Annotated in this window: 12 protein-coding genes; 6 read left to right on the top strand and 6 right to left on the bottom strand. The window is 70.8% G+C overall.

What is annotated here, in order from left to right:
• Positions 1–35 precede the first annotated feature (35 nt).
• From VFR90_RS06580 to lspA, 3 genes are all read left to right on the top strand, one after another.
• A complete protein-coding gene (locus tag VFR90_RS06580; RefSeq protein WP_326405304.1) occupies positions 36–1031 on the top strand; it encodes a bifunctional riboflavin kinase/FAD synthetase in 996 nt (331 codons plus the stop codon).
• A gap of 34 nt (positions 1032–1065) precedes the next feature.
• Entirely contained in the window at positions 1066–3960 is a 2895-nt protein-coding gene (gene ileS, locus VFR90_RS06585; RefSeq protein ID WP_414676501.1) for an isoleucine--tRNA ligase, read from the top strand.
• Positions 3961–4102: 142 nt separating this feature from the next.
• On the top strand, positions 4103–4600 hold the full coding sequence (lspA, locus tag VFR90_RS06590; RefSeq protein ID WP_326405305.1) for a signal peptidase II: 498 nt from the start codon (positions 4103–4105) through the stop codon (positions 4598–4600).
• A 12-nt stretch (positions 4601–4612) separates the two neighbouring features.
• Here the strand turns inward: lspA and VFR90_RS06595 are convergent, their stop codons facing one another.
• Positions 4613–5614 carry a quinone oxidoreductase family protein gene (locus VFR90_RS06595; protein WP_326405306.1) on the bottom strand — a complete coding sequence of 334 codons (1002 nt, stop codon included), beginning with the start codon at positions 5612–5614 and terminating at the stop codon, positions 4613–4615.
• 77 nt (positions 5615–5691) lie between these two features.
• On the opposite strand from VFR90_RS06595, the gene VFR90_RS06600 reads away from it, so the two are divergent.
• From VFR90_RS06600 to VFR90_RS06610, 3 genes are all read left to right on the top strand, one after another.
• Positions 5692–6003 (top strand): putative signal transducing protein, encoded by a 312-nt coding sequence (locus VFR90_RS06600; protein WP_326405307.1) that lies wholly within the window; start codon positions 5692–5694, stop codon positions 6001–6003.
• Between the two features lie 12 nt (positions 6004–6015).
• A complete protein-coding gene (locus VFR90_RS06605; RefSeq protein WP_326405308.1) occupies positions 6016–6954 on the top strand; it encodes a DMT family transporter in 939 nt (312 codons plus the stop codon).
• A gap of 143 nt (positions 6955–7097) precedes the next feature.
• A complete protein-coding gene (locus VFR90_RS06610; RefSeq protein WP_326405309.1) occupies positions 7098–9536 on the top strand; it encodes a sensor domain-containing protein in 2439 nt (812 codons plus the stop codon).
• Positions 9537–9570: 34 nt separating this feature from the next.
• On the opposite strand, the gene VFR90_RS06615 is transcribed toward VFR90_RS06610, so the two are convergent.
• The 5 genes from VFR90_RS06615 to VFR90_RS06635 form a co-directional block, all read right to left on the bottom strand.
• On the bottom strand, positions 9571–10239 hold the full coding sequence (locus tag VFR90_RS06615; protein WP_326405310.1) for a glutathione S-transferase family protein: 669 nt from the start codon (positions 10237–10239) through the stop codon (positions 9571–9573).
• Between the two features lie 59 nt (positions 10240–10298).
• A complete protein-coding gene (locus VFR90_RS06620; protein ID WP_326405311.1) occupies positions 10299–11810 on the bottom strand; it encodes a chemotaxis protein CheW in 1512 nt (503 codons plus the stop codon).
• 13 nt (positions 11811–11823) lie between these two features.
• Positions 11824–14598, bottom strand: coding sequence for a methyl-accepting chemotaxis protein (locus tag VFR90_RS06625; protein ID WP_326405312.1), 2775 nt, complete (start codon positions 14596–14598; stop codon positions 11824–11826).
• A 182-nt stretch (positions 14599–14780) separates the two neighbouring features.
• Positions 14781–15659: a DMT family transporter gene (locus tag VFR90_RS06630; protein WP_326405313.1), complete on the bottom strand. Its 879-nt coding sequence runs from the start codon at positions 15657–15659 to the stop codon at positions 14781–14783.
• Positions 15656–17287 (bottom strand): gamma-glutamyltransferase family protein, encoded by a 1632-nt coding sequence (locus VFR90_RS06635; protein WP_326405314.1) that lies wholly within the window; start codon positions 17285–17287, stop codon positions 15656–15658. Before VFR90_RS06635 ends, VFR90_RS06630 begins: the two co-directional genes overlap by 4 nt.
• Positions 17288–17389 lie beyond the last annotated feature (102 nt).

The following is a 17389-nucleotide window of genomic DNA, read 5'->3' on the forward strand; positions in this document are numbered from 1 at the left end:
GCACGCGACGGGCGGGCCTCGCAATAATCCCGCCGATGCAAGTCTTCCGCGGCCTCGCTTCGCCCGCCCTCGTGGCGGGCGGCGCCTCGGCCGTCACGGTGGGCAACTTCGACGGCGTGCATCGCGGCCACCAGGCGATGCTGGCCCTGCTGACCAACGAGGCCAGGCACCGCGGGCTCGCGAGCACCGTGCTCACCTTCGAGCCGCACCCGCGCGACTTCTTCGCCGCGCGCGCCGGCACGCCCGAGCACGCGCCCTGCCGCATCGCGACGCTGCGCGACAAGCTCGGCGAGCTCGAGCGCTGCGGCGTCGATCGCGCGGTGGTGCTGCGCTTCGACGAGCGCTTCGCGAGCCAGTCGCCGGAGGCCTTCATCCGCGACGTGCTGCTCGCCGGCCTGCGCACGCGCTACGTGCTGGTCGGCGACGACTTCCGCTTCGGCGCGCGCCGCGCCGGCGACTACGCGATGCTCGATGCGGCCGGCGAGGTGCACGGCTTCGATGTCGCGCGGATGAACAGCTACGAGGTGCACGGCCTGCGCGTGAGCAGCTCGGCGGTGCGCGATGCGCTGGCGGCCGGCGACATGGCGTTGGCCGCGAGCCTGCTCGGCCGGCCGTACGCGATCAGCGGCCACGTGCTGCACGGGCGCAAGCTGGGCCGCACGCTCGGCTGCGGGCCGGCCGGCGATGACGGCTTTCGCACGCTGAACCTGCGCTTTCCGCATCGGAAGCCGGCGGCGCAGGGGATCTTCGTCGCGCGGGTGCACGGGCTGGCCGACCATGCGCTCGAAGGCGTCGCGAGCCTGGGTGTGCGGCCGGCGGTGGAGCACGGCGGGCGCATGCTGCTCGAAGTGCACTGCCTCGCCTGGCCCGACACGCTCCCGATGGAAGGCGGCTACGGCCGCTGCGTGAAGGTGGAGCTGCTGCACAAGCTGCACGACGAGCGCCACTATCCGACGCTCGATTTTTTGCGCGACGGCATCGCGCAGGACGTGCGCGACGCGCGCGCGTGGTTCGCCGAGGGAGCGCGCTGAGGTCGCCACTGCGCCGGGCTTGCAGAATCGGGGCATGAACGATCCGCAAGCCGCGCCCGTGAAGGCGACCGCTCGAGCCACCGCGCAGTCCATCGATTACCGCGCCACGCTCAACCTGCCCGACACCCCCTTCCCGATGCGCGGCGACCTGCCCAAGCGCGAGCCGGGGTGGGTCAGGCAGTGGGACGAACAGGGCATCTACAAGCGCCTGCGCGACGCGCGCGTCGGCGCGCCGAAATTCGTGCTGCACGACGGCCCGCCCTACGCCAACAACAAGATCCACATCGGCCACGCCGTCAACAAGATCCTGAAGGACATGATCGTCAAGGCGCGGCAGCTCGCCGGCTACGACGCGCTCTATGTCCCGGGCTGGGACTGCCACGGCCTGCCGATCGAGAACCAGATCGAGAAGCTGCACGGCCGCAACCTCGGCCGCGACGAGGTGCAGGCCCGAAGCCGCGCCTACGCGACCGAGCAGATCGCGCAGCAGATGGCCGACTTCAAGCGCCTGGGCGTGCTCGGCGACTGGGAGCGGCCCTACCGCACGATGGACTTCGGCAACGAGGCCGGGGAGATCCGCGCCCTGAAGCGGGTGATGGAGCGCGGCTTCGTCTACCGCGGCGCGAAGCCGGTGTACTGGTGCTTCGATTGCGGCTCGTCGCTCGCGGAATTCGAGATCGAGTACGCGGACAAGCAGTCGCCCGCGGTCGACGTGGCCTTCCTTTGCGCCGAGCCGCAGAAGCTCGCTTCTGCCTTCGGCCTGGACCCGCTCGCGAAGGACGCCTTCGCGGTGATCTGGACCACGACGCCGTGGACGCTGCCGGCCAACGAGGCGCTGAACCTGAACCCGGCGCTCGAATACGCGCTGGTCGACACCGGGCGCGGGTTGCTGTTGCTGGCGAGCGCGCTGGTCGAGAAGTGCCTGGCGCGCTACGGCCTCGAAGGCCGCGTTGTCGCGACCGCGCTCGGCCAGAGGCTCGACGGCTTGCGCTTCCACCATCCGCTCGCGCAGGTCCATCCGGGCTATGACCGGCTGAGCCCGATCTATCTCGCCGACTACGCGACCGCGGACGAGGGCACCGGCATCGTCCACTCGGCGCCGGCCTACGGTGTCGACGACTTCGTCTCCTGCCTCGCGCACGGCGTGAAGGCCGAGGACATCCTCAACCCGGTGCAGGGCAACGGCGTGTATGCGGCGGACCTGCCGCTGTTCGGCGGCCAGTCCATCTGGAAGGCGAACCCGGACGTCACGCAGGCCTTGAAGGACGCCGGCCGCTTGCTCGCGTCGAGCCAGTTCACGCACAGCTACCCGCACTGCTGGCGCCACAAGACGCCGGTGATCTACCGCGCCGCGGCGCAGTGGTTCGTGCGGATGGACGAAGGCGTCGGCGTGTTCACGACGGACCGGCCCGTGAAGACGCTGCGGCAAACGGCGCTGGAAGCGATCGAGGCGACGAGCTTCTATCCGCAAAACGGCAAGGCGCGCCTGCACGACATGATCGCGAACCGCCCCGACTGGTGCATCAGCCGCCAGCGCAGCTGGGGTGTGCCGCTGCCCTTCTTCCTGCACAAGGTCACGGGCGAACTGCATCCCGACACGATGGCCTTGATGGATCGCGCCGCGGCGCTGGTCGAGGCCGGCGGCGTCGAGGCCTGGGCGCGGCTCGATGCCCGCGAGTGGCTCGGCACCGATGCCGAGCAGTACGCGAAGAGCACCGACATCCTCGACGTGTGGTTCGACTCGGGCTCGACCTTCTTCCACGTGCTGCGCTCGAGCCACGCGGGCGGCGGCCACGCCGAAGGCCCCGAAGCCGACCTTTATCTCGAAGGCCACGACCAGCACCGCGGCTGGTTCCATTCGTCGCTGCTGATCGCCTGCGCGATCGAGGGCCGCGCGCCCTACAAGGGCCTGCTGACGCACGGCTTCGCGACCGACGGCCAGGGCCGCAAGATGAGCAAGAGCCTGGGCAACGGCGTCGAGCCGCAGGAGGTGAGCAACAAGCTCGGCGCCGAGATCATCCGGCTGTGGGTCGCCTCGACCGACTACTCGGGCGACCTGAACATCGACGACAAGATCCTCGCCCGCGTGGTCGATGCCTACCGGCGCATCCGCAACACGCTGCGCTTCCTGCTCGCGAACACCAGCGATTTCGACCCGGCGGAGGACGCGGTCGCCGACGACGAGCTGCTGGAGATCGACCGCTACGCGCTGGCGCGCTGCGCAGAGCTGCAGGCGGAGATCCTCGCGCACTACGAGGTCTACGAGTTCCACCCGGTCGTCGCGAAGCTGCAGGTCTATTGCAGCGAGGACCTCGGCGCGTTTTTCCTCGACGTGCTGAAGGACCGGCTCTACACGACGGCGCCGAAGAGCCTCGCGCGGCGCAGCGCCCAGACGGCGCTGCACCGGATCGCGCACGCGATGCTGCGCTGGATGGCGCCGTTCCTCAGCTTCACGGCGGAGGAGGCCTGGGCGGTGCTGGCGCCGGGATCGGCGTCGAAGACCATCTTCACCGAGACCTACAGCCGCTTCGACGTGCCCGATGCGGCGTTGCTGGCGAAGTGGGGGCGCATCCGCGAACTGCGTGACGATTCGAACAAGCGGATCGAGGTGCTGCGCGGCCTCGGCAAGGTCGGCTCCTCCTTGCAGGCGAACGTGGTGGTGTCGGCGAAGCCGGAGCTGCACGCGATGCTGGCCAGCCTCGGCGATGCGCTGAAGTTCGTGCTCATCACGTCGCGGGCCGAGCTCGAGCCGCTGGCGCACGACGAGGCCGAAGACTTCCGCGTCGTGCCCGAAGCCAGCACCGCCACGAAGTGCGAACGATGCTGGCACTACCGCGAGGACGTCGGCTCGCACGCCGAGCACCCGACGATCTGCGGGCGCTGCGTCGGCAACCTCTACGGCGCGGGCGAAGTCCGTACAGTCGCCTGATTGCCGGCCTGCGGCGTCGCATCCCGTCTGGCCTGCCGTACCGCTTCGACGACGAGCATCTCGTCATCGAAGCAGGTCGGCAGCACTTGACCAACCCCCGCGCCCTGCGCAGCCGACTGCACGGCGGTCGACCCCTCCTCCCATGTCCAACAACGGTTCCAACCGCAGTGCTCCGAGCCTCCTCGCCTGGCTCGGCTTCGCCCTCGTCATCATCGTCATCGACCAGGTCACCAAGACGCTGGTCATCGGCCACTTCCGGCTCGGCGACTCGATGCGCATCACCGAGTTCTTCAACCTCGTGCGCGCGCACAACACCGGCGCGGCCTTCAGCTTCCTCGCCGGCGCGGGCGGCTGGCAGCGCTGGTTCTTCGTCGGCCTTGGCATCGCCGCGTCCGGCTTCATCGTCTGGATGCTGCGCACGCAGGGGCAGCAGAAGCTGTTCGCGTGCGCCTTGTCGCTGATCCTCGGAGGCGCGCTCGGCAATGTGATCGACCGCCTGCTGCACGGCTACGTCGTCGACTTCCTCGACTTCCACTGGGCCGGCTGGCACTTCCCCGCGTTCAACGCCGCCGACAGCGCGATCACGCTGGGCGCGGCGCTGTTGATCTTCGACGAGGTGAGGCGCGTTCGCAGAGGTTGAGGCGCAGCGGCGTCAGGGAATCAGCACGCTGCAGCCGACGGTGATCCGCGCCTCCAGATCCTCGTGCGCGCGCGCCACGTCGGCCAGCGCATAGCGCCGCTCGACGGGAATCTTTACCGCGCCCGACCGCACCGTCGCGAACAGGTCGTCGGCCATCGCCTGCGTGGCCTCGCGCGTGGCGATGTGGGTGAACAGCGTCGGGCGCGTCAGGTGCAGCGAGCCTTTCGCGCCGAGCAGGCCGATGTCGACGGGCGGCACCTTGCCCGAGGCATTGCCGAAACTCACCATCAGGCCGAAGGGCGCGAGGCAGTCGAGCGACTTCTCGAAGGTGTCCTTGCCGACCGAGTCGTAGACGACCTTCACGCCGCGTCCGCCGGTGATCTCCTTGACGCGCGCGGCGAAGTCCTCGCTGCGGTAGTTGATGACGTGCGCCGCGCCATGCTCGCGCGCCAGCGCGCACTTCTCGTCGCTGCCGGCGGTGCCGATCAGCTGCAGGCCGAGCGCCTTCGCCCATTGGCAGGCGATCAGGCCGACGCCGCCGGCCGCCGCCTGGAACAACACGAAGTCGCCGGCCGCGAGGCCGCCTTGCGGCTGCGTGCGCTTGAGTAGGTACTGCGCGGTCAGGCCCTTCAGCATCATCGCGGCGCCGCACTCGAAGTCGATCGCCTCCGGCAGCTTCACCACGCACTTCGCCGGCATCACGCGCAGGCTGCTGTAGCTGCCGGGCGGGTTGCTTGCGTAGGCGGCGCGGTCGCCGGGCTGCAGGTGCGTGACGCCGGCGCCGACCGCCTCGACGACGCCGGAGCCCTCCATGCCCAGGCTCAGCGGCATCGGCAACGGGTAGACGCCGCTGCGCTGGTAGACGTCGATGTAGTTGAGCCCGCAGGCGTGATGGCGGATGCGCAGTTCGCCGGGGCCCGGCTCGCCGCCGTTCGGCAGCGGCACATCGACGAGCTTCATCGCATCGGCACCGCCGGCTCGGGCGACTTGGACGACACGGGCGGTGATCGGCATGGTTCGGACTCCGGAGGCAAGGCGACAGCGCTCGGCTATCGTGCCAGCGTCCGGCGAACGCCGCTCGAACCCTCCGCATGCGCCGCCTCCGCCCCGCCCCGAACCTCGCGATCGCCACGCTGTGGGCCGATCTGCTGCGCGAAGCGGGCATCGCGGTGTCGGTGCAGCGCGAATTTGCCTGCGGTCTGGCCGGCCAGATCCCGCCGGATCAGGCGCTGCCCGAGCTGTGGGTGCGCCACGAGGAGCAGCACGCGCGCGCGACGGCGCTGCTCGAGGCGCTGGAGCGCTCGCCCGAGCGCCGCTGGGTGTGCACCGCCTGCGGCGAGCCGGTCGAGGGGCTGTTCGAGCAGTGCTGGAACTGCGGCGCGCCGATGCCCCGGCCGGCCTGAGCGCACGAGCGCATGAGCCGGCTGACGGCGCGCGCCGCGCTGCTGCTCTCGGTGCCGCCGCTGATGTGGGCCGGCAACGCGGTCGTCGGCCGGCTGCTCGTCGGCCAGGTACCGCCGCTGACGCTGAACGCGCTGCGCTGGCTGCTGGCCTTCGCGCTGCTGCTGCCGGTCGCCTGGCGCGTGCTCGGCGCGCCACGCGAGCTGCTCGCGCGCTGGCCGCACCTGCTGCTGCTCGGCACGCTCGGCGTCGGCTCGTACAACGCCTTCCAGTACCTCGCGCTGGTCAGCTCGACGCCGATCAACGTGACGCTGATCGCATCGAGCATGCCGGTGTGGATGCTCGCGGTCGGCGCGCTGGCCTACGGCGTGCGGCCGCAGCGTCGGCAGATCACCGGCGCGGCGCTGTCGCTGGCCGGCGTCGCGCTGGTGGTGCTGCGCGGCGACGTCGCGGCGCTGGCGCGGGTGCAGTTCGTCGTGGGCGACCTGTACGTGGTGGTCGCGGCGATCGCCTGGGCCTTCTACAGCTGGATGCTCGCGGCCCCGCCCGCACACATGCGCGCGGACGCGGCGCCGCGCGTGCGCACGGCCGGCGGCGAGCGCGGCTGGGATTGGTCCGAGATGCTGCTGGTGCAGATCCTCTTCGGCCTGGTCGGCGCCGGCAGTGCCGCGCTGGCCGAACAGGCGCTCGGCGCGGCGCCGCTGCACTGGAGCATGGGCGTCGTGGCTGCGCTGGCCTTCATCGCGATCGGCCCTTCGCTGGTGGCCTACCGCTGCTGGGGACTGGGCGTCACCGCGGCCGGGCCGACGGCCGCCGCCTTCTTCAGCAACCTGACGCCGGTGTTCGCCGCGCTGCTGTCGGCGGCGCTGCTCGGCGACCCGCCGCGCTGGTTCCATGCGGCGGCGTTCGGGTTGATCGTCGCCGGCATCGTCGCCTCGTCGGCACGGCGCTGAAGCACGGCGCGGGTCGTGACGCAATGCACGCGGCGGCGTCCGTCGCCCAGTGGAAGCGCGCACGTTCGCTCGGGGGAGACAGTGCGCTGCGCGAGCATCGGCGCACCTTGCGCTCACTATGATCGATGCAGACCGAGCCGCTCATGACCGCCATCACCACCGCCGCCGTCGCCCTCGATCCCAGCGCCCGCGCGCTGGCGATCCCGTCGGTGCACGACTGGGACCGCCTGCCCGGGATGATGATGGCGGTGACGCCCGAGGCGCGGCTGGTCGCGCTGAACGAGCCGCTCGCGCTGCGCTGCGGCTGGCGCCGCGGCAGCGCCGACTGGCTCGACACGCTCGATGCCGATCTGCACTCCGGCGTGCGCTCGGCGCTCGCCAACGCGGCCGACGGCCACGGCTCGCTCGACCTCGAACTCCACCTCGAACGGCCGGACGGCGCGAACCTCTGGCTCGCATGCGACGGCCGCTGGAACGCCGACAGCCAGACCTGGCTGTGCGTGCTGCACGACATCACCGCCCGCAAGAGCACCGAGGTCGCGCTGCTCGAACAGACGACGCAGCTGCGCGTGCTGGCCGACAACGTGCCGGCGCTGATCGCCTACTACGACGCGCAGGACTTCCGCTGCAGCTTCGCGAACCGCCGCTATGCGCAAGCGCTCGGCTGGACCACCGAGAACATCGTCGGGCGGACCGCGGCCGAGATCGTCGGGGAGCGCGGCTGGGCGCAGATCCGCCCCTACATCGAGGCGGTGGTCGAGACGCGCCGGCAGGTGTCCTACGAACGCGAGATGCTCGACGCCGACGGCAAGCCGCAGTGGCTCGAGGTCGACGTGCTGCCCAACCTCGGCGAGCACGGCGAGCTCTACGGCGCCTTCGTGCGGGTGACCGACATCACCAAACACCGCCTCGCCGAGCGCGCGGTGCGCGAATCCGAGGAGCGCCTCGCGAAGTTCATGGATGCCAGCGTCGAGGGCATCCTGTTCCATCGCAACGGAACGGTGATCGACGTCAACGGCCCCATCCTCGAACTGACCGGCTACAGCCGCGACGAGGCGATCGGACGGCGCAGCACCGATTTCGTCGCGCCCGACCAGTTCGACGTCGCGCTGCAGGTGCTCAAGACCGGCGCCGAGACGGCCTTCGAGAGCGTCGTGATGTCCAAGGCCGGCGAGCGCATCGCGGTCGAGCTGATCACCCGCTCGATCGAGCGCGGCGGCGAAAAGCTGCGGCTGGTGATCGTGCGCGACATCCGCGAGCGCCTCGCCGCGCAGGCGCGCATCCACCATCTCGCCCACCACGACGCGCTGACCGGCTTGCCGAACCGCACCGCGTTCATCCAGCAGCTCGAACAGCTCACGCTCACGCACCGTGCGGGCGACGCCCCGATCGCGCTGCTGTTCATCGACCTCGACCACTTCAAGCGCGTCAACGATTCGCTCGGCCACCTCGCGGGCGACCAGCTGCTCAAGACCGTGACCGCGCGCATCACCGCGGGCCTGCGCGGCGGCGACCTGGTCGCGCGCTTCGGCGGCGACGAATTCATGGTGCTGCTCACCGGCGCGGCCGACCGCGAGGTGATCCAGCAGGTCGCCGACAAGCTGCTGATCGCGATCGAGCAGCCGGTCGAGCTGGCCGGGCGGCTGATTTCGGTGTCGCCGTCGATCGGCGTCGCGGTATTTCCCGAGCACGGCCACACGCCGGCCGAGCTGATCCAGCACGCCGACGCGGCGATGTACCTCGCGAAGTCGCGCGGCCGCGCGACGGTGCAGTTCTTCGACCCCGCGGTCGCGAGCGAGGCCTACGACGCGCTGGTCGTGGAAAGCCAACTCGCCCACGCACTCGAAGCCGGCGCCTTCGAGCTGCACTACCAGCCGCAGATCCGCGCGAGCGACGGTGCGCTGGTGGGCGTCGAGGCGCTGATCCGCTGGCACCACCCGGTGCGCGGCCTGCTGCTGCCCGACGAGTTCATCCCGGTGGCCGAACAGCGCCGGCTGATGCTGCCGATCGGCCAGTGGGTGCTGTGCGAAGCGATGCGCTGCGCGCGGCGCTGGCAGGCGGAGGGCCTGCACCTGCCGATCGCGGTGAACCTGTCGAACATGCAGTTCCAGCAGCGCGGCTTCGTCGAGGCGCTGGCCGAGTTGCTCGAGCACGAGCAGGTCGAAGGCACCGCGCTCGAACTGGAGCTGACCGAGCGCATGCTGATGGACGACCTCGCCGAGGTGAAGGCCGCGCTCGGTCGCATCAAGGCGATGGGCATCCGCATCGCGATCGACGACTTCGGCACGGGCTATTCCTCGCTCGGCCACTTGAAGGACCTCCCGATCGACCGCGTGAAGATCGACCGCTCCTTCGTGCAGGACCTGCCGCACCGGCCCGACGCCTGCGCGATCGCGCGGGCGATCGTCGAGCTGGGGCACAGCCTGGGGATGAGCGTGGTCGCCGAAGGCGTCGAGACCCGGGCGCAGCAGAGCTTCCTGCGCGAACTCGGCTGCGACGAGTTCCAGGGCCTGCTGCTGTCCGAGCCGCTGCCCGAGGCCGGGCTGCGCGCCTGGGCGCTGCGGCACGCGAAGCGCGGCTGAGCCGCGCCGCAGCGCGGGCCGCGGCCGCGCGCTTTCAGGACCAGTGCCTCGCGAACACCGGCTGCAGCTTCGGGTGCTGGTCGAGGCGCTCGACGATCGCCGAAAGCGCCGGCTGCTTGGCCTTGAGGTACGCCCGCGCGCCCGACCATTTCGACACCACCGCCGCCAGCAGGTCGAGTGCGTCGGGCGCCTCGCCACCGAGGTAGCGCGCATCGCCCTCGACGAAGGTCTCGGCGAACACCGACCACAGCGCATGCAGCCGCTCGCGCGCGCCGGCGACCAGCGCGTCGCGCGCCGGCTTGCGGCTCGCGGGCAGCCAGCGCTCGGGGTAGTCGATCACGCCGATCGCCGCATAGCAGTTGGCCGCGACGTACACCAGCCCGCGCAAGGCCCGCGCGCGACGCGGTGCGTCGGCAGGCAACAGGCCGCTGGCCGGATGCGCGAGGCCGAGGTGGATCAGGATCGCCGCGCTTTCGGTCATCACCGTGCCGTCGGGCAGCACGAGGGTCGGCACCTGGTGCAGGCGGCTCGTCGCCTTCAGCGCTTCGAAGCCTTCGCCCGGCTCCCAGGTCGCGCCCTCGACGATGCGAAACGGCACGCCGGTCCACGTCAGGGCGGCCTCGATCGCCGCCGAGCCCGAACCGCGCGCGCCGTAGAGCAGATGCGAGCCGCCGTCGGCCGCCTTCGGTGTCCCTGCCGCCATCGCCGTCCTTCTCGAAGGCCGCCGGACCTTCGCGAGCGGCGATTCTGTTCAGCGAACGATCACACCGCGGACAACGCGGCCACCTGGCGGGCGCCGCGGCGTGCCGAGGCCACCGCGGCCTCGGCGTCGTCGCCGGCCGCGAGCGAGCGCGCCATCGCGTGCAGGTCGATCAGCGCCAGCGTGCGCCGCTGGCCTGCCGCGCCCACTTCGATCAGCGGATGCCGCGCCTCGCGCTCGCTCTGTGCCGGCTGCTCCCACAAGGTCGATTCGATATGGCTGAGCCGGGGAACGACGAAGCCGAACATCGCGCCGCCCTCTTCGACGAGCAGCACGCGCGCGTCGTGCTCGTCGAGCGCCGCGGTGCGGCCGGTCAGCGTCGCAAGGCACAGCAGCGTCACCGCCTGGCCCCGGTGGCTGCCGAGGCCGAGGACGGCCGGGTGCCGCGCCTCGCTGCGCAGCCGCCCGGCGGGCAGCGGCACGATCTCGCGCACCTCGGTGAGCAGCGTCGCGGCCTCGACGCCGACGTCGAAGGTGATCACCGGGCGGCCGTGCGACCGCCCGCCCTGCGCCGCCTGTTCCTCGGCGGCGGCCGCGCCGGCACGCCGCGTGTTCATGCCGGCCATCGCCAGCACGTCGGGCTGCCGCTGCAGCACGCCCGCCTCGATCACCAGATGCTCGCCGTGGCCCGCCACGTGCAGAAGCGCGCGGAAGAGTTCCGGCCGCTGCAGCGCCACCGCGGGCAGCGGCAGCAGCTCGGACTCGTCGACCTGCGCGATGTCGATCACCCGCGTGACCAGCAGCGCGACCATCCCGGCCGGCAAGCGCAACAGCAGAGCCTGGCACGTGCCCTCGTGCGGCAGTGCGCCCAGGCCCAGCAAGGCGAGCGGGTCTACCGCCGGCAGCTCGACGTCGCCGTGCTCCACGACGCCGCGGCAGACCCGGCCCCCGAAACACGAAGGCTTCAGATCGACACGCGGCAGCGTCGTGTGGATGTCGGTGACGTCGACCGCCAGCCCCACGTCGCCGCAGCGCACCAGCATCAGCGGCCGGCGCGCGGCGCGCGTTTGGGCCGCCGTGTCGTGCCGCTCGTCCTCGCGCTCGTGCAGCGCCGGCAGGCCGGGCAGGGCGAGCACCGCGGCGGGATCCAGCACGCTCACGACACTGCCGTCCTCGGGCCGCTCGAAGCCGCCGGTGAATACGAGGCCGCCGGCGGCGCGCATCGGGAAGACGGCCTCGGGCGCGGGCCGCGTGATCCCGCGCACGCCGTCGGCCAGCAGCCCGATCAGCCGCCGCTCGTGGCTCAGCATCGCGACCACCGGATTCGCCACCGCGCCGGCAGGCAGGCCGAGCACCGCGCGCAGGTCCACCACCGGCACGACCTTGCCGCGCAGGTTGACCGCGCCGCACAAGCCCGGCGCCGCGGCGGGCAACCCGGCGAAGCGCGCCGGCTTCGGGATCACCTCGCGCAGCGCCTGGAGCGACACGCCGAGTTGCGCATCGGCGAGCTGCAGCACGCCGAAGCTGTGGTCGGCGCCCGCCGGTGCCGCGAGCTTGCCGGTGAAGCCGTTCATCGCACGGCGCGGATCAGTTCTTGGCGACGCTGCCGAGCTCGCGGATCTGCTCCGCGACGGCGCGCGAAGCGGCCTGCTGCTGCTCGGTGCTGTCGGCGATGCGGCGGATCGACTCGGTCGTCTTGCCCACGCTCGCGACGATGCGCTCGAACGCGTCCTTCGCCTGCTGCGACACCTGCGAGCCCTGCGCCACGCGGCTGGTGGATTCGTCGATGCGCTTGCTGATCTCGCGCGCGGCGTCGCCGGCGCGCTCGGCGAGCTTGCGCACCTCGCCGGCCACCACCGAGAAGCCGACGCCGTGCTCGCCCGCGCGTGCCGCTTCGATCGCCGCGTTGAAGGCGAGCAGATTGGTCTGGCTCGCGATGTCGCCGATGACCTTGACGATGTCGGCGATCTCGCTCGACGACTTCTGGATCAGGCCGATCGACTCGATCGACTTCTTCAGCGCCTCGAAGCCGCTCTCGGCGTTGTGCTGCGTCTGGCCCGCGAGCTCGGAGGCGAAGCGCGTGCTCTGGGTGATCTGCTCGATCGACTCGGCGAGCGTCTTGACCGAGACGGTCATCGTCCCGGTCTTCTGCGTGATCTGCTGCTCCATCGCGACCTGCTCGGTCACGTCGTAGGCGTACTTGACGACCTTCAGCGGCTCGCCCTTCAGGTCGAGGATCGGGTTGTAGCTGGCCTGCAGCCAGACCTCGCGGCCGTACTTGCCGGTGCGCTGGAATCGGCCGGAGAGGAAGTCGCCCTTCGACAGCCGCAGCCAGAAGTCGCGGTACTCGGCCGAGGTGATGTAGTCGGGCGTGCAGAACATGCTGTGGTGCTGGCCGAGCACCTCGCGCAGCGAGTAGCCCATGGTGCGAAGGAAGTTCTCGTTGGCCGCAAGCACGTGGCCGTCGAGGTCGAACTCGATCACCGCCTGCGCCCGGCTCATCGCGGTGACCTTGCCCTCGAACTCGGCGTTGCGCAGCTTGGTCTCGGTGACGTCGGTCGCGAACTTCACGATCTTCATCGGCCGGCCTTCCATGTCGAAGATCGGGTTGTAGGTGGCCTGGATCCAGACCTCCTTGCCGCCCTTGCCGAGCCGCTTGTACTCGCCCGACTCGAACTCGCCGCGGCCCAGCTTCTCCCAGAAGTTCGCGTAGGTGTCGCTCTGCGCGAAGACCTTGTCGCAGAACATGCGGTGGTGCTTGCCGCGGATCTCCTCGAGGTGGTAGCCCATCGCGTCGAGGAAGTTCTGGTTGGCGTGGACGACGTTGCCCTTGAGGTCGAACTCGATCACCGCCTGCGCCCGCTCCAGCGCCTGCACCTTGCCCTGGAACTCGGCGTTGCGCAGCTTGCTCGCGCTCACGTCGGTGGCGAACTTCACCACCTTCAGCGGCCGGCCTTCGAGGTCGAAGATCGGGTTGTAGGTCGCCTGGATCCAGACCTCGCGGCCGTCCTTGCCGACGCGCTTGTATTCGCCGGCGTCGAACTCGCCGCGCGAGAGCTTCTGCCAGAACTCGCGGTAGGCCTCGCTCGCCGCATAACCCGGCTCGACGAACAGACGGTGATGCTTGCCGCGCACTTCGTCCACCGTGTAGCCGAGCGTCTTCAGGAAGTTCTCGTTGGCCATGAGCACGCGGCCTTCGAGATCGAACTCGATGACGGCCTGTGCCCGGTCGATCGCGCGCACCTTGCCTTCGAACTCGGCGTTGCGCATCTTCGACTCGGTGATGTCCATCGCGTACTTGACGACCTTCACCGGGTTGCCGTTGAGGTCGAAGATGGGGTTGTAGGTGGCGCGGATCCAGATCTCCTTGCCCCCTTTGCCCACGCGCTTGTATTCGCCGCCGTCGTACTCGCCGCGGCCCAGCTTCTGCCAGAACGCGCGGTAGGCGCCGCCGCGCGCCTCCTCCGCCTCGACGAACATGCGGTGGTGCTGGCCGCGCACCTCGTCGAGCGAGTAGCCGAGCAGGTCGAGGAAGTTGCGGTTGGCATGGAGCACCACACCGTTCAGGTCGAACTCGATCACCGCCTGCGCCCGGCCGATCGCCTGCACCTTGCCTTCGAACTCGACGTTGCGCGCCTTCGAGGCGGTGACGTCGAGCGCGAACTTGACCACCTTGAAAGGCTTGCCGTCCTCGTCGAGCACGGGGTTGTAGGTCGCGCGGATCCACACCTCCTTGCCGCCGCGGCCCAGGCGCTTGAATTCGCCGCTCTCGTACTCGCCGGCGCGCAGCCGCGTCCAGAAGAGCTGGTAGTCCGCGCTGTCGGCCAGGGCGTCCTCGCAGAACATCCGGTGATGCTGGCCCTTCACCTCGGCGAGCGAGTAGCCCATGAGGTGCAGAAAGTGGTCGTTGGCCGTGAGCACCTTGCCGTCGAGATCGAACTCGATCACGGCTTGCGCACGGTCGATCGCCATGGCCTTGCCGCTGAGCTCGGCGCGGCTGCGGCGCTCGTCGGAGACATCGCGTGCCATCAGCATCGGCGGGCCTTGCTCGGCACGGCCGACGCGCGCCTCGACCCAGCGCTGACGCCCGCCGCCGCCGCGCAGCGCCAGCGTGCGCACCGCGCCCGGCTCGTCGACGAAGGCCGCGAGATCCACCTCGCTCATGCCGCACAAGGCCGCCATCGGCCGGCCCGCGAGTGCCACGGCGTCCTCGCCGAGCAAGGTCTCGACGGCCCGGTTCACGCCGGTCACCCGGCACGAGGCGGCGTCGAAGGCGATCAGCAGGAGCTGCTCGGCGGCATACCGGCACGCCAGTTCGGCAAGCGCGGCGTCGGCATGAAGGTCGATGAGGTTCGAGGGCACGATGACTCCCGTCGTGGGCCGCCGGGGCGGGGCCCGCATTGAATGGAACGATGTGACCGCCGAGTCTGGCGAGCCAGGACGGCCGTTCAACCGCAGAACAGCGGTCCAAAAGAGGACAGTCCTCGGCGCAGCGGCGCCTTTGTCGCCGCGGTGCACGCGCGACGACTCTCGTGCCCGCGAGCTCAGCGCTTGCGCGCCAGCATCCCGATGCCGACCAGTACGAGGCCGGTGCCGAGCGCCATCGCCGGCGTGAAGCGCTCGTCGAGCACGACGACGCCGAGCACGACGGTGCTCATCGGGCCGACCATGCCCGTCTGCGCGGCGAGCGCCGGGCCGATGCGCTCGATCGCCATCATCACCGGCGCGACGGTGCAGGCCACCGAGTTCAGGAGCGACAGGCCGAGTGCCGTCGGCGTGATCGCGAACAGCGCCTCGGCCGGCCGCAGCACGAAGTACTGGCCGATGCAAAGCACGCAGGCCACGGTGCTCGCGAGGCCGACCAGCCGCATCGACCCCAGCTCGCGGACCATCGCCCCGCTCTGCGCCAGGTAGACGGCGTAGCTCACCGCGCTGGCGAAGACCAGCAGGCTGCCGAGCAGCGCGTGCGGCCCTTGCTCGCCCACTTCCTGCCCGAAGACGAGCAGCACGCCGACGTAGCTGATCGCCACCGCGAGCCACTGGCCGCGCGTGACCTTCAAGCCGTGGAAGGCGATGCCGATCGCGAGCACCAGCGTCGGGTTCAGGTAGAGGATCAGCCGCTCGAGGCTGGCGCTGACGTACTGCAGCCCGAGGAAGTCGAGGAAGCTCGCGAGGTAGTAGCCGGTGAAGCCGAGCACGGCGATCCGCCGCCACTGGGCCGGCGTCAGCGCGGGCTTGCCGCGCCCGGCCCACCAGGCCATCAGCAGGAAGAACGGCAGCGCGAAGAGCATCCGCAGCATCAGCACCGCGACCGCGTCGAGGCCCTCGCGGTACAGCAGCTTGGCGAGGATCGCCTTGCCGGAGAAGGCGACCGCGCCGGCCGCCGCGAGCGCGAGCCCGGCGCCGACCGGGCGGGTCGTCAAGAGCCTGCGACCAGGCCGTCGCGCCGCGGATCGCTCGCCGCGACGTAGCCCTCGACCGCCGGGTCGCCGAGCCGCCAGATGAACTGGCCGGCGCCGAAGTCCTGGTAGCTGTCCTGGATCACTTCCATCCGATGGCCGAGTTCGGCGAGGCCCTGCACGGTCGACGGCGGCATGCCCGCCTCCACGTTGATCTCCAGCCCGGCGTTGAAGCGCCAGCGCGGCGCATCGCAGGCGGCCTGCGGATCCTGGCGGTAATCGACCATCCGCACCAGCGTCTGCAGGTGGCCCTGCGGCTGCATGTTCGCGCCCATCACGCCGAAGCTCATCCGCGGCGCGCCGTCGGCGTCGGTGAGGAAGGCGGGGATGATGGTGTGGAAGGGCCGCTTGCCCGGCGCGACGACGTTCGGGCTCGCCGCATCGAGGCTGAAGGCATGGCCGCGGTTCTGCAGGCTCAGGCCCCACTCGGGCAGCACGACGCCGCTGCCGAAGCCCATGTAGTTGCTCTGGATGAAGCTGACCATCATCCCGCTCGCGTCGGCCGCGGTGAGGTAGATCGTGCCGCCCTTGACAGGATTGCCGCAGCCGAAGTCCTGCGCGCGCTTCGGGTCGATCAGCTTCGCGCGACTCGCGAGGTAGGCGGGATCGAGCAACTGCTCCGCGGTGCACTCCATGCAGTCCGCTTCGGCGACGTAGCGGTAGACGTCCGCGAAGGCCAGCTTCATCGCCTCGATCTGCAGGTGGGTCGATGCGACGCCGTCGAGCGGCATCGACGCGATGTCGAACTGCTCGACGATGCCGGCCGCGATCAGCGCCGCGATGCCCTGCCCGTTCGGCGGGATCTCGTGCAGCCGGAAGCCGCGGTAGGCCGTCGAGATGGGCTCGACCCATTCGGGCCGGTAGCCGGCGAAGTCGGCCACCGTGTGGGCGCCGCCGCCGGCCTTCGAGGCACGCGCCAGCGCTTCGGCGATCTCGCCGCCGTAATAGGCGGCACCTTTCGTCGCGGCGATCGCGCGCAGCGTCCTTGCGGCGCCGGGCAGCTTGAAGAGCTCGCCGACCGCCGGCGCCCGGCCGCGCGGCAGGAAGGCTTCGCGGAAGCCGGGTTGGCGCACGAGTTCGTCGACGCCCGCCGCCGCCGCCCACTTCTCCTGCACGACGACCGGCACCGCATAGCCGCGCTCGGCGATCTCGATCGCCGGCGCAAGCAGGTCGCCGAAGGGCAGCTTGCCGAAGCGCTCGCTCAGCGCGACCCAGCCGGCCACGGCGCCCGGCACCGTCACGCTGTCCCAGCCGCGCACCGGCGGGGCCGTGCGATCGCCGCCGTGCCGGCGGCGGAAGTAGTCCGGCGTCCACGCGGCCGGCGCGCGCCCCGAGGCGTTCAGGCCGTGCAGCTGCCGGCCGTCCCACAGGATGCAGAAGGCGTCGGAGCCGAGCCCGTTCGAGCAGGGCTCGACCAGCGTCATCACCGCCGCCGCGGCCACCGCCGCATCGACCGCGTTGCCGCCGGCGCCGAGCATGCGCAGCCCGGCCTGGGCCGCAAGCGGATGGGAGGTCGCGCACAGGTTGCGCGCGAACACGGGCAGGCGGCGGCTCGGGTAGCCGAGACGGTGGTCGAAGGTGGCTTGCGTCATCGGCCGATTATGGAAACGCGCGGCGCGGCGGCCAGTCACCTGCGCTGCATCCGCTTGCAGATCACGGGCCGGCCGTGGCGATCCGACGCAAGCCGCGCGCAA

It is taken from the genome of Methylibium sp., assembly GCF_035762065.1.
Lineage (GTDB): Bacteria > Pseudomonadota > Gammaproteobacteria > Burkholderiales > Burkholderiaceae_C > Methylibium.